Origin of the sequence: Clostridium sp. 7_2_43FAA, from assembly GCF_000158375.2 — a bacterium.
GTDB classification, from domain to species: Bacteria; Bacillota; Clostridia; order Clostridiales; family Clostridiaceae; genus Clostridium; species Clostridium tertium.
Map to the genome: position 1 here is coordinate 233,703 of NZ_JH815223.1, position 13,516 is coordinate 247,218.

Consider the following 13,516-nt stretch of genomic DNA (forward strand, 5'->3'; position numbering starts at 1 on the left):
ATTAAATCGTAGCAATTTTTTTATTTTATTCAGTTCCACTTTCATAAGAAGAAACCAATTGAGCAGGAAAATTAAGCATTTGCGAATCTTTTACTATTCTTTTGAATTCATATTCTAACTCTCTAAATTTAACATCTACATTTTTACTTTCATCAATATTAATTATGCAATAAGTTGCGTTTGGACGGCCTATTTTGGGTTTACCAACACTTCCTACATTTATAAATATTTTATTATTAAATTTCTTATAGGAAGGGATATGAGTATGAGCACAAACTAAAATATCTTCTTCTAATTTACTCATTACTTTTTCAGTATTTTCTTTATCTTCAAATAGGTATTCATTTATAGCATTTGGACTACCGTGAGTAAATTTAATTTTAACACCATTAATATCATAATCTAAATATGTTGGTAATTGTGATAAATAATATTTATTTGATGCCCTAACTTCTTCGCATGCCCAAGGGAGTGCAAAGGAATTAATGCTAGTATCTCTTATAAATGTAAATTCACCATCAACTACAGAAGCATCATAATTTCCTTTTATACAATGAATTTCTCTTCTTTTGATTAAAGCAATAACTTCGTTTGGATGAGGACCATAGCCAACTAAATCTCCAAGACAAATTACTAAATCTACTTTTTGTTCATCAATATCTTCTAATACCTTCATTAGTGAGTAAATATTTCCGTGTATATCTGAAATTGCAGCTATTTTCATAAGATAAGCCTCCTCAATAAATATAGAATGTCAATTTTATTATTGCATTTAAATATACATATTTTAATTAATAATCCACATAATTAAAAATAATATTATAATAAATAGATTTATTTAAGGAAAATAAAATATATTTATAAATCAATTATTAATAATACCAATCACATAATATATATTATATCATTTAAAATATTTGCTATAAATAAATTTAATAATATTATTATAAATAGATATTATTTATATGATGAGGTATATTATATTTATAGAAAAAAATTAGGAGGTAAAGTATATGAAATTAAATAGAGTCAACAATGTTTTAAAAGCCATGGAAGAGCAAGGATTAAATCAAATGATTATATCATCTCCTCCAGCTATTTTTTATTTAACTGGAAAGTGGTTTTCTCCTGGAGAAAGAATGATAGCATTATATTTAAATACAAAAGGAAATCATAAACTTGTAGTTAATAAGCTATTTCCTATATATGAAGACCTAGGAGTAGATTTAGTTTGGTACACAGACATTGAAGATCCAATAAAAATATTATGCACAATTGTGGATAAAGAAAGTACATTAGGTGTGGATAAAAATTGGCCAGCACATTTCTTAATAAAACTTATGGATAATAAAGGGGCAAAAGCTTTCGTTAATTCATCACCTATTATTGATAGATTAAGAATGATAAAGGATGAAGAAGAAATTGCATTGATGAAAAAATCTTCACAAATAAATGATAAAGTTATGCTTGAATTATGGAACAGATTAGAAGAGGGAAAGACAGAGAAATATTATGCTAATTTATTAGTAGATTTATATGAAAATCAAGGAGTAAATGAATTTTCATTTTCGCCCATAATTGCTGTTAGCCCTAATGGAGCAGATCCCCATCATCATTCTAGCAATGATACTATAAAAAAGGGACATAGCATAGTTATAGATATAGGTGGAGTATATAATTCATATTGTTCAGATATGACTAGAACTGTATTTTTGGGTGAAGCACCAAGTGAAAGACATGCAAAAATTTATAATATAGTTAAAGAAGCAAATTTAAATGCTATAGGTAAGGTTAAAGAAGGAATGAAGTTCTCTGATATAGATAAGGCAGCAAGAGATTATATTGAAGATGCTGGTTATGGGGAATATTTTACTCACAGAACAGGGCACAGTATTGGAATAGAAGATCATGATTTTGGAGACGTTAGTTCATCAAATCATGAGGAAATTAAAGCTGGAATGATATTTTCAATTGAACCAGGAATATATTTAAAGGATGACTTTGGTGTAAGAATAGAAGACTTAGTATTAGTAACTAAAGATGGATGTGAAGTTTTAAATTCAGTAACAAAGGATATAACTATAATCTAAATTAAAGAGGTGTATCAAACATATTTGATACACCTCTTTAATAAATTTCATAGTTAATTTTAAGATTTTAAAATTTTTATTTAAAATAATATACCTGCTATAGTTGCAGTTAAGCATGTTGCAAGAACCCCACCAATAAGAGCCTTAAATCCTAGTTTTGCAATAGTTCCCTTTTTATCAGGAGCTAAACCACCTATACCTGCTATTTGTATTGCTATAGAACTAAAGTTGGCAAATCCACATAATGCATATGTTAATATCATTACAGTTTTTGGTTGTAATACATCAAGAGTTATTAAATTTGCAAGTTCAGAATAAGCAACAAATTCGTTTAATATTATTTTTTGACCAAGTAAACTTCCAGCTGCTGATATATCAACAGTAGGAACACCCATAACGAAAGCTAATGGGGAGAATAACTTTCCTAGAATCCACTGAAAACTTAATTCTGGGAATCCAAATAAACCTCCAATAGCTCCAATTATAAAATTAATAAGGGCTAATAATGCTATAAATGCAAGTAACATAGCAGCAACATTTAATGCTAATCCTAGCCCATCACTTGCTCCATTGGCAGCAGCCTCAACGATATTAGAAGCTGTATTCTCAACTGAGATATCAGTTGAGTTTTTAGTTTTACTTTCTTCTGTTTCTGGAACTAAAATTTTTGCAAGTATTAATCCCGCAGGAGCAGCCATAATGCTTGCAGCTAATAAATGGCCTGCATTTACACCCATTGCAACATAGCCTGCCATAACGCCACCAGCAACAGTAGCCATTCCACCAACCATTATAGCTAAAAGCTCTGATCTAGTCATATCTTTAACAAAAGGTTTAACAAGAAGTGGTGCCTCTGTTTGACCAAGAAAAATATTACCAACTGCACTTAAAGTTTCAGAACCACTAGTTCCAAGTAGTTTTCCAATGAACTTAGCAATAAATTTAACTATAAATTGCATTACTCCAAGGTAGTATAGTACTCCCATTAATGCAGAAAAGAATATTATCGTAGGTAATATTTGAACAACCCATACAAATCCTATTCCATTAGTGTCAGCAAGTGGACCAAATAAAAAATCTGTTCCTTCCTTAGTAAAATCTAATAATTTTGTTATTGCACTACTTGCACCTTCAAAAATTGTTCTACCAACTGGAACTTTTAAGATCAATATTGCAAATACTATTTGTAAGCCTAATCCAGCTATTACTAGCTTCCAATTGATTTTCTTTTTGTTTTCAGACAGCAAAAAGGCTATTCCAATTATAACTATAACTCCTATTATTCCAACAAATCTATTCAATTTAATTTCTCCTTTGTTTATCTCAATTTCTTCTTATGTATATGATTTACTTTAATTGAAGTTAGATTACTTCAATTATTTTATTCATAAATGTAGTGAATTTTTCCTTAACCATATTAGAAGTTTCTACTACTTCTTCATGGTTTAAAGGTTGTTCTAGTATTCCAGCAGCCATGTTAGTTAAGCAAGAAATACCTAAAACCTTCATTCCAGAATGATTTGCTACGATTACTTCAGGTGCTGTAGACATACCTACTGCATCTCCACCAAGTATTCTTGCCATTCTTACTTCAGCAGGAGTTTCATATGTTGGGCCACTAAACATCATATAAACACCTTGTTTTATATCTATATTTAAGTCTTTAGCCACGTTTAAAGCTCTGTTTATTAATTCTGGGTTGTATGCATTTGACATATCCGGGAATCTAGGACCGAATTCTTTAAGATTGGCACCTATTAGCGGATTATCTCCAGAGAAGTTAATATGATCATTTATAAGCATTAAATCTCCAGGCTTAAAGCTTGTATTTACTGCTCCAGCAGCATTAGTAACAATTAATTTTTCAACTCCAAGTAATTTCATTACTCTAACTGGAAAAGTAACTTCATTATAAGAATATCCTTCATAGTAATGGAATCTTCCTTGCATTGCAACAACACATTTTCCATTTAACATACCAATAACTAATCTTCCAGCATGACCTTCAACTGTTGATATTGGAAAGTGAGGAAGTTCCTCATAAGGGTAAAATTCAGGGCTTTCTATAGAGTCAGCTAATGAGCCTAATCCTGAACCTAAAATTAAACCGATTTCTGGTTTGTATTTAGATTTTTCCATTATAAAATCTGCAGCGTTTTTAATCTTATTTGATAAATCCATAAAATCACCTCTACTTTAATATTTGTACTATATAAGATTTTAAACAATAAAAAAATTATAGAATAGTACTTATAGTCTTGTAAATTATAAAATAAACTTGTTCAAAAATAAACATAAAAACCAAATAATATCAATATTATTAGTGTATTAGTCAAAAGATGGCAAAAAGAAAACTATAAGAAGTAGATTTATATAAAAAATTCATATAAGTCTGCTTCCTATAGTATTTGCTAATAAAACAATAATATAAGTTAAATTTTAAATGACAATTATTTTAATATTATATCTGCAACTTTTACTACGTCTCCAGCGCCGATGGTTAGAATAATATCATCATTAGAAACTACATTTTTTAAATAATTTGCAGCCTGTTCATGGCTATGAATATTAGTACATTTAATCCCCTTAGCTCTTATTGCATCTCCAAGTTGTTCTGAGTTTACTATACCAGTATCTTTTTCTCTTGCTGCATAAATATCCATAAGCAATAGTTCGTCTACCTCTGAGAAGCATTCAGTAAAATCTTCAAATAGAGTTTTTGTTCTTGTATAAGTATGTGGTTGGAATACAGCATAAATATTTTTATGAGGTATTATTGTTGCTGTATCTAAAGTAGCTTTAATTTCAACAGGATGATGAGCATAATCATCAATTATTGTAGCTCCATTGAATTCACCTTTATATTCAAATCTTTTATGTGCACCCTTACATTCTCTTAATCCTTCTATTATTGAAGTATAAGGTATATTAAATATTAATCCAACACAGATAGTTGATAAAGCATTTAATATATTGTGCTTACCAGTAGTATTTAAAGTTACATCGAACAATTCATCATTATCCTTACATACAGTAAAGCTTGCGCGACCTTTATTATCAAAAGATATATTTGTAGCTCTTACATCGCCTTTATTTATACCATAACTAATTGTGTTACACTTTGCTTTATTTAATATTTCATTTACATTTTCATCTTCACAATAACCTATTAAATATCCATCACTTGGTATTATGTTTGAGAACTTTTCAAAAGTTTCTTTTATATGATTTAAATCTCTATAATAATCTAAGTGGTCTGCATCTATATTTAAAATAACTCCTATATATGGATAAAATTTTAAAAATGATTCCTTATATTCGCAGGCCTCTGTTATGAAATATTCACTATTTCCTATTTTGAAGTTACCATCAATTACATCTAGTTCCCCACCAACTAATATTGTAGGATCTAAGTCAGCTTTTAAAGTAACATGTGAAAGCATTGATGTACAAGTAGTTTTTCCATGTGTACCTGATATAGCAACATTGTATTTGTGGCCTTTCATTATTAAACCTAAAAACTCGGCTCTATCCATAAGATCGATATTTTTATCCTTTGCTTCAATTATTTCTGGATTATCTGATGGAATAGCAGCTGTATAAACTACTAAGTCAACATCTTTCAAGTTACCTTTATCATGACCTATGTAAATTTCAGCACCTTCAGATTTTAATTTATTAGTAATTTCAGATTCTTTAGAATCTGAACCCGATACCTTAAACCCTTTTGTTAGTAAAACAGCAGCAAGTCCGCTCATACTAATTCCGCCAATACCTATAAAATGAACTTTCTTATTTATATCTTTGCTTAAATCAAAAGACAAAAAATCAACCCCTTTATTATTAAGAATTCTTTTATAAAAATTACTGTAAATAGTTTTCACTTTATAATTATATACAAATTTAAGAAAATGAACACATAAAAAAGATATATTTAAATAAATTGATAAAATTTTATTAAAAAAAATAATAATTATAAGCTAAATAGAAGATAACTGATTAAAATCTATTGATATTGAGAAAAATATAGAATAAAATATGAATATTAGATGCTTAAAACTAACGAATAATTCGGAAAAAATTGAAATTGTAGGTGATATATTTTGGAAAAGCTAAGTAGAAATAGCAGAGTAGTGGCCATTACAAAAATTTTAACTGAGAACCCAAATAAGGTTATAGGATTAAATAAGTTTTCAGATTTATTAAATGCAGCAAAATCAACCATAAGTGAAGATATAGTAATAGTAAGAGAAATTTTAGAAAAATTGGAAATGGGAAAAGTTGAAACAATAGCTGGAGCAGCAGGAGGAATAAAATACATTCCAGGAATAGAAAAAGAAAGTAGAAAAAAGTTTGCTGAAGATCTTTGTGAAATGTTGAAGGATGAAAGTAGAATTGTTCCAGGGAACTTTATATACATGACAGATTTAATGTATAATCCTCAAATTATAAGTAAAGCTGGAGTTATATTATCTTCAGTATTCTGTAATAATGATGTAGATTATGTTGTAACAGTTGAAACTAAAGGAATCCCACTTGCTTATGAAGTTGCAAGGAATTTAGGAATTCCACTAGTTATAATAAGAAGAGATAACAAAGTAACAGAGGGATCGACTGTTACAATAAATTATGTGTCAGGTACTAGCGGGAGAATTCAGCAAATGTCACTTTCAAAGAAATCAATGAAAACGAAAAGTAAATGTATATTTATAGATGATTTCTTAAGAGGTGGCGGAACTGCACAAGGAATAAAGGATTTATTAAAAGAATTTGAAAGTGAATTAATAGGAATTGGAGTATTAGTAGATAACATAGGAGTAGCTCAAAAAAGAGTCGATGATTATATATCTATAGTCGAATTAAGACACTTAGGTGAATCGAAAGATTTAGAAGTTAAGCCTTCAAATTTGATAAATAATTAAAAAAATTTCGGGCAAGCTACACAAAATTTGAAAAATTTAAAAAATTTAAAAAAATTTTAAATAAAAGAAGGATTTTTATACTTTTTATAGAATTTAATATCTATCAGAGCAACGGAGGTGTAGTGCGATGACAATAACTGATGTAAGAATTAGAAAAATAGCTTCTGATGGAAAGATGAAGGCTATAGTTTCTGTTACATTTGACAACGAATTTGTAGTTCATGACATCAAGGTAATCGAAGGACAAAATGGATTATTTATAGCTATGCCAAGTAGAAAGACACCAGATGGAGAGTTTAAGGATATAGCGCATCCTATTAACACAGACACTAGAGAAAAGATTCAGAATTCAATACTTGAGGCTTATGAAAAAGCTAAACTTGAAGAAGATTCTGAAGAAGTAGTTGGCTAAATTATGTTAATTAAAAATAAAAGGGATGACCCTTTTATTTTTTTGTGATAATTTCCTTTATTTATTGAAAAAAATTATTAATAAAGCAATGTAATTCGATGCAAAGCAGGGCAGATACATAATGGAAGAGAATGAAGGAAGGATAAATAGGTTGAAATACTTTTTCTAATACAATATAATAGAATGAGATGTTTACGAACGTTTTTTAAGTTAATTATAAATTTGTCCTTAACATTTTATAGAGGGGTGTTTTTTTATGTATAAATGTTCATTAATTTTAGCTGCTGGACAAGGAACTAGAATAAAATCTGATTTGCCAAAGGTTTTACATAAAGTATGTGGTAAAGAGATGGTTAATCATGTTATAGATACTATGAGAAAAGCTAATATAGAAGATATAAATGTTATCATTGGAAAAGGCGCAGATCTTGTAAAAGAAAAGACTTCTTCTAGAAATGTGAGCTATGCATTACAGGAGGAACAATTAGGTACAGGTCATGCTGTAAAATGCGCCATTGACTTTTTAAGAGGTAAAAAGGGTGTTGTAGGAGTTTTTTGTGGAGATGCACCATTAATAAAAGCTGAAACAGTTGATAATTTATTTAAAACACATATAGAAAATAAAAATAGTGCGACATTATTAAGTTCAATAGTTGAAGATCCAACTGGATATGGAAGAGTTGTAAGAGAAAATGATGAAGTTTTAAAAATTGTTGAACATAAAGATTGTACTGAAGAAGAGCTAAAAATAAATGAAATGAATGCTGCAATATATTGCTTTGATATAGAAAAGCTTTTAAATTCGTTAGATAAATTATCTAATAATAATAATCAAGGAGAATATTATTTAACAGATGTTATCGGAATATTAAAAGAAGAAGGAAATAAGGTTGGAGCTGTTACAATAGACTATGAAGAAACGATAGGAGTTAATTCAAGAATACAATTAGCGGAAGCAGAAGGAATATTAAGAAATAGAATTAATTCAAGACATATGATTAATGGTGTAACATTAATAGATCCAAGCACTACATATATAGGGGATGATGTAGAAATAGGAAGGGATACTATTATATATCCAGGTAATGTTTTAGAAGGAAACACTAAAATAGGAGAAGGTGTTATACTATATCCAAATTCAAGAATATCAAATAGTATAATATTAAATAATGTAGAAATTCAATCTTCTGTTATTATTGATAGTCAAATTGGTGAAAGAACTACTGTTGGACCGTTTGCATATATAAGACCAGAGTCTGTGATTGGTTCTGGAGCCAGAATAGGAGATTTTGTAGAAATTAAAAAATCAACTATAGGGAATAATACTAAAGTGTCACATTTAACATATATAGGCGATGCATCTGTAGGTGAAAACTGTAATTTTGGCTGTGGAACAGTAGTTGTTAACTATGATGGACAAAAGAAGCATAAAACTACAATTGGGAACAATAGCTTTATAGGTTGCAATACTAATTTAGTATCACCAGTTAATGTAGAAGATAACACATATATAGCTGCAGGATCAACAATTACTAATGATGTAAAAGAAGGAGAACTTGCAGTAGCAAGGGCAAAACAAAGGAATATTGAAGGTTGGGTGACTAAAAAAGGTCTTACTAACAAATAGTTATTTAGATAAACAAAAGTGCTAAAAATTTTAAGGAGGTCTTCACACAATGATAACCCATGGAAAAAATATTAAAATATTTACTGGAAACTCACATCCAGAATTAGCAAAAGAAATTGCTGACATATTAGGATTACCACTTGGTAAAGCTAAGGTTTCAACTTTTAGTGATGGAGAAATATCAGTTGATATAGCAGAAACTGTAAGAGGAACAGATGTGTTTTTAGTTCAATCAACTAGTTCACCTGTTAACAATAATTTAATGGAACTTTTAATAATGATTGATGCATTTAAAAGAGCTTCAGCAGGTAGAATTACAGTTGTTATGCCATACTATGGATATGCAAGACAAGATAGAAAAGCTAAATCAAGAGATCCAATAACAGCTAAATTAGTTGCAGATCTTTTAACAGCAGCAGGAGCTCATAGAGTATTAACTATGGATTTACATGCAGCACAAATTCAAGGATATTTCAATATACCAGTTGATCATCTATTAGGATCACCAATATTAGCTAAGTATTTTGTGAAAAACGGCTTTGATGATAGAGATGATGTTGTAGTTGTTTCACCTGACTTAGGAAGTGTTACTAGAGCAAGAAAGTTTGCTGATAGATTACATGCACCGATAGCAATTATAGATAAGAGAAGACCGAAGGCAAATGTATCAGAAATCATGAATATAATAGGAGATGTTGAAGGCAAAAAATGCATCTTAATAGATGATATGATAGATACTGCAGGAACTATAGCAAATGCAGCAAATGCACTAAAGGATTTAGGTGCTAAAAATGTATATGCATGTTGTACTCATGGAGTTTTGTCAGGACCTGCTTTCGAAAGAATAAATAACTCTGCTATAGAAGAATTAGTTATGTTAAATACAATTAAGTTACCTGAAAAAGATGATTTAGTTAAATTTAAATCATTATCAGTAGCACCTTTATTTGCAGAAGCAATAAAAAGAATATATGATGATGAACCAATAAGTAAGTTATTTGAAGTTTAATACATAATAGGATAAAAGGCCTCTAAAAAGCACAAACTTTTTAGAGGCCTATTAATTCTGTAAATAATTAATAATTTGTAACAATTATTAATTATTATTTATAATTAATATAAAAATTTTTATATAAGATATAAATGAATTATAATAAAAGTAAGGATGGTGTTATTATGAATAATAGATTAGGAAAAGTATTAATTGTAGATGATGATGAAAATATATGCGAAGTAATAAATATGTATTTAATAAGTGCAGGATATGAAACTAGAAGGTGTCACAATGGAAGAGAAGCTTGTGCTGTTTTTGGAGATTTTAAACCAGACTTAGTACTGTTAGACATTATGTTACCTGGAGTAGATGGCATAGAAGTTTTGAAGTGGATTAGAAAATCAAGTGAAATTCCGGTGATTATGCTGACTGCAAAAGGTGATACGTTTGATAAGGTTTTAGCTTTAGAGCTAGGTGCCGATGATTATATAGTAAAGCCATTTGAGCCAAAAGAGCTTCTAGCAAGAGTGAAAGCTGTTATGAGAAGATATAATTATGATGAAAAGAATACTGAAATAATAAATTATTCAGATTTAGTTATTGATGCCAATTCTTATAATGTTGTTTATAAAGGTGTTGAAATAAAAATGCCGCCTAAAGAGTTTGAGCTACTTCATTACTTAGCAAGTAATAAAAATAAGGTTTTTACAAGAGAGCAATTGCTTTGTGAAGTATGGGGATATGATTATCCAGGAGATTCTAGAACTGTTGATGTTCATATTAAGAGATTAAGGGAAAAAATAAGTGGCGGAGAGAATTGGTTGATAGAAACTGTTTGGGGTGTTGGATATAAATTTGAGGTGAAATAATGAAAAAGAAAAGTGTAATATATAAAATTTTAATTACCTTTTCATCTATTACAGCAATATTATTAATATTGATTGGAATGGTTTTATCAGCCTGGATTAATAGGGATTATTCAATACTAAGATCTGAACGTATAAGTAAATACATGGAGATAATTCAAGGTTCTACAGAAGAATTTTTAAATGAAAATAGTGAAACTGGATATGAGGATTTAAAAAGTACAATGAAAATAATTAAAGCTTCTGTCGATATGGATTCAATAATTTTAGATAATCAAGGTTATGTATATGCCATATCTGATGAAAGATTTGAGGATTTAATGTATAACAAAATAGATATGAATGATTCAGATTTAAAAAGATTAAAATCTGGTAAAATGATAGAAAAAAGTTTTTTTGATAAAAACAATAAAAGATTTAAAACTTATACAACTCCATTATTTAATGGAGAGAGTTTTAATGGTATTATAATAGTTTTTGAAAACTCTGAGAGTACTGATTTTTCAAAAAAATTATACAGTGTGATATGGATATCTGTATTAGGAGCTGTTGTTTTATCAAGTGTAGTTGCATATTATTTTTCTCAAAAAATATTAATAAGTCCTCTATCTGAAATTAACAATGCAGCTAAGAAGCTTGCAAAAGGTGAAGTAGAAAAACGGGTTTATATAGACTCAGATGACGAAATAGGTGAATTAGCAAATTCATTCAATATAATGGCAGAATCTTTAGAAAAGGTAGATAATGTAAGACGTGAATTTATTTCAAATGTATCTCATGAACTAAGATCTCCAATAACATCAATTAAGGGCTTCATAACAGGGATTGTTGATGGTGTTATTCCTAAGGATAAAGAAAACTATTATTTAAATATAGTAAATGATGAAGTTTCTAGGCTGTCGAGGCTTGTAAATGATCTATTAGATATATCAACTATGGAGTCAGGAAAGTTTAAGCTAAAAGTGGCTAAGTTGGATATAAATGAAATTATAACTTTATGTACATTAAATTTAGAAGGAAAGATAAACGAGAAAAAAATTAGAGTTGAGGTTATATTTAATGATAGCTATGAGTACTGTATAGGCGATAGGGATAGGATAATACAAGTTGTGACTAATCTCCTTGAAAACGCTATAAAGTATGGCGATGAAGGCGGAAGGATACAAGTGGAAACATATGCAAAGGGTGATTTTGTATATGTTAGTATATTTAATAGTGGTCCTAATATTCCAAAAGAGGATATCAATAAGATATGGGAAAGGTTTTATAAAATGGATAAGGCTAGAACCAATAAAATAAGTACGGGACTTGGGTTATCAATAGTTAGGTTAATATTATCTCAACATAATCAGGATATTTGGGTTAATAATATAGAAGGAAAAGGCGTTAAATTTACTTTTACACTTAAAAGATCAATTAAATAAAATTAATGTTGGAGGAGGGGATTTTATGAATAAAAAGTTGAAGGATAAATTTAATGATAAAGATGAGTTTATGAATGAAAACTTTCCTTCAATACAATTTAAAAGAAAGAGAACAAAATCTAACATTAAAATGCTTGGTAAGCTTTTGAGCTTATTAATTATAGCTGGATTATCGGGTGCATTATTTTCAATTTTAGTTATCGAGAATAAATATAAAGATTTAGTTAATGAGCTAAATGATAAATTAGAAAAAAGCACTATTACTTTAGAGTATTCTGGATTAATAGAAAAAGTAAAACAATCATTAGTAACAATAAGTGATAGTGAGGTTAATTTAACCCAAAATAAGTATTTTGATAGTAATACAACTGGTGTGATTATAGAAAGCAATGGAAAGATATTAACAAACTACTCGAAAATAAAAAATTTTAAGAATATATATGTAAAATTACCTTCGGTAGGAGCTAAGCCTGTTAAGGCTGAAATAGTTGTAGCAAATGAAAATATGGATATTGCGCTTATACAAGTTAATTGTGATGAAGAGTTAATACCGATTAAATTTGTTATGAAATCAGATATAGTAGAAGGAGAAAAAATTTTTCTTATTAGCAATTCTACTAGTAGCGATTACATAGATAATATAATACCAGGCATAATAACAGCAACTAATAGAAGTATAAACACCAATAATATTAAATATAAAGTACTAGAAATTAATACACCAATAACAGCTATGAATACAGGGGGAATAATAAGTAATATAAATGGAGAAATTATAGGTATTGCTAGTTATAAAATAACGAATGAGATGAATCAAAATGGATTGTACTATGCATTAGACTTTAGTTCTCTAGAGGAAGTAGTAAGTTCAACAAATGAGATAAAAGATATACTAGGTATTTCAGAGGGTGGATTTATTAATAGTGATAAGTGGAATAATGTAGGTGGATTTTATATTGCAGCAATTAATCAAGAGAGAGGTTCATATAAATCAGGGCTACGTCCTACAGATATAATATTTGAAATGGACGGGAAAAAGATAACGAGTATTACACAAATGTCCGAAATATTAAAAAATAAATTTCCAGGAGATACATTAAAATGCAAAGTAATGCGCTCTGGTGAAGTAAAAGACTTAGAAATAAAGATATATAATTAATAAAAATAAATATAATTATTTG

At 28.8% G+C, this 13,516-nt stretch carries 12 protein-coding genes; 8 read left to right on the top strand and 4 right to left on the bottom strand.

The window, feature by feature from the left end; genetic code table 11:
• Window positions 1–25 precede the first annotated feature (25 nt).
• Window positions 26–724 carry a metallophosphoesterase family protein gene (locus CSBG_RS17380; RefSeq protein WP_008681612.1) on the bottom strand — a complete coding sequence of 233 codons (699 nt, stop codon included), beginning with the start codon at window positions 722–724 and terminating at the stop codon, window positions 26–28.
• A 289-nt stretch (window positions 725–1,013) separates the two neighbouring features.
• On the opposite strand from CSBG_RS17380, the gene CSBG_RS17385 reads away from it, so the two are divergent.
• Window positions 1,014–2,090, top strand: coding sequence for an aminopeptidase P family protein (locus CSBG_RS17385; protein ID WP_008681613.1), 1,077 nt, complete (start codon window positions 1,014–1,016; stop codon window positions 2,088–2,090).
• Between the two features lie 80 nt (window positions 2,091–2,170).
• Here CSBG_RS17385 and CSBG_RS17390 read toward each other — a convergent pair whose 3' ends face one another.
• The 3 genes from CSBG_RS17390 to murC all read right to left on the bottom strand — a co-directional run bounded on the left by CSBG_RS17390 (window position 2,171) and on the right by murC (window position 5,914).
• On the bottom strand, window positions 2,171–3,391 hold the full coding sequence (locus tag CSBG_RS17390; RefSeq protein ID WP_008681618.1) for a NupC/NupG family nucleoside CNT transporter: 1,221 nt from the start codon (window positions 3,389–3,391) through the stop codon (window positions 2,171–2,173).
• A 61-nt stretch (window positions 3,392–3,452) separates the two neighbouring features.
• Window positions 3,453–4,271: a purine-nucleoside phosphorylase gene (locus CSBG_RS17395; protein WP_008681620.1), complete on the bottom strand. Its 819-nt coding sequence runs from the start codon at window positions 4,269–4,271 to the stop codon at window positions 3,453–3,455.
• Between the two features lie 269 nt (window positions 4,272–4,540).
• Window positions 4,541–5,914 carry a UDP-N-acetylmuramate--L-alanine ligase gene (gene murC / locus CSBG_RS17400; RefSeq protein WP_008681621.1) on the bottom strand — a complete coding sequence of 458 codons (1,374 nt, stop codon included), beginning with the start codon at window positions 5,912–5,914 and terminating at the stop codon, window positions 4,541–4,543.
• A 279-nt stretch (window positions 5,915–6,193) separates the two neighbouring features.
• On the opposite strand from murC, the gene purR reads away from it, so the two are divergent.
• The 7 genes from purR to CSBG_RS17435 all read left to right on the top strand — a co-directional run bounded on the left by purR (window position 6,194) and on the right by CSBG_RS17435 (window position 13,494).
• Window positions 6,194–7,012, top strand: coding sequence for a pur operon repressor (gene purR, locus CSBG_RS17405; protein WP_008681622.1), 819 nt, complete (start codon window positions 6,194–6,196; stop codon window positions 7,010–7,012).
• 127 nt (window positions 7,013–7,139) lie between these two features.
• Entirely contained in the window at window positions 7,140–7,424 is a 285-nt protein-coding gene (spoVG, locus tag CSBG_RS17410) for a septation regulator SpoVG (RefSeq protein WP_008681625.1), read from the top strand.
• A 256-nt stretch (window positions 7,425–7,680) separates the two neighbouring features.
• Entirely contained in the window at window positions 7,681–9,051 is a 1,371-nt protein-coding gene (gene glmU / locus CSBG_RS17415; RefSeq protein WP_008681629.1) for a bifunctional UDP-N-acetylglucosamine diphosphorylase/glucosamine-1-phosphate N-acetyltransferase GlmU, read from the top strand.
• Window positions 9,052–9,100: 49 nt separating this feature from the next.
• A complete protein-coding gene (locus CSBG_RS17420) occupies window positions 9,101–10,060 on the top strand; it encodes a ribose-phosphate diphosphokinase (protein WP_008681631.1) in 960 nt (319 codons plus the stop codon).
• Window positions 10,061–10,227: 167 nt separating this feature from the next.
• Window positions 10,228–10,914, top strand: coding sequence for a response regulator transcription factor (locus tag CSBG_RS17425; protein WP_008681633.1), 687 nt, complete (start codon window positions 10,228–10,230; stop codon window positions 10,912–10,914).
• Window positions 10,914–12,335 carry a HAMP domain-containing sensor histidine kinase gene (locus CSBG_RS17430; RefSeq protein ID WP_008681635.1) on the top strand — a complete coding sequence of 474 codons (1,422 nt, stop codon included), beginning with the start codon at window positions 10,914–10,916 and terminating at the stop codon, window positions 12,333–12,335. Before CSBG_RS17425 ends, CSBG_RS17430 begins: the two co-directional genes overlap by 1 nt.
• 25 nt (window positions 12,336–12,360) lie before the next feature.
• Complete coding sequence (locus tag CSBG_RS17435) at window positions 12,361–13,494, top strand: S1C family serine protease (RefSeq protein ID WP_008681637.1); 1,134 nt, start codon at window positions 12,361–12,363, stop codon at window positions 13,492–13,494.
• The last annotated feature ends 22 nt before the right edge of the window (window positions 13,495–13,516 follow it).

Bases quoted from the DNA above. Each gene is read 5' to 3' on its own strand.
- CSBG_RS17380 (WP_008681612.1), bottom strand. From the start codon at position 724: ATGAAAATAGCTGCAATTTCAGATATACACGGAAATATTTACTCACTA.
- CSBG_RS17385 (WP_008681613.1), top strand. From the start codon at position 1,014: ATGAAATTAAATAGAGTCAACAATGTTTTAAAAGCCATGGAAGAGCAA.
- CSBG_RS17395 (WP_008681620.1), bottom strand. From the start codon at position 4,271: ATGGATTTATCAAATAAGATTAAAAACGCTGCAGATTTTATAATGGAA.
- spoVG (WP_008681625.1), top strand. From the start codon at position 7,140: ATGACAATAACTGATGTAAGAATTAGAAAAATAGCTTCTGATGGAAAG.
- glmU (WP_008681629.1), top strand. From the start codon at position 7,681: ATGTATAAATGTTCATTAATTTTAGCTGCTGGACAAGGAACTAGAATA.
- CSBG_RS17420 (WP_008681631.1), top strand. From the start codon at position 9,101: ATGATAACCCATGGAAAAAATATTAAAATATTTACTGGAAACTCACAT.
- CSBG_RS17425 (WP_008681633.1), top strand. From the start codon at position 10,228: ATGAATAATAGATTAGGAAAAGTATTAATTGTAGATGATGATGAAAAT.
- CSBG_RS17430 (WP_008681635.1), top strand. From the start codon at position 10,914: ATGAAAAAGAAAAGTGTAATATATAAAATTTTAATTACCTTTTCATCT.
- CSBG_RS17435 (WP_008681637.1), top strand. From the start codon at position 12,361: ATGAATAAAAAGTTGAAGGATAAATTTAATGATAAAGATGAGTTTATG.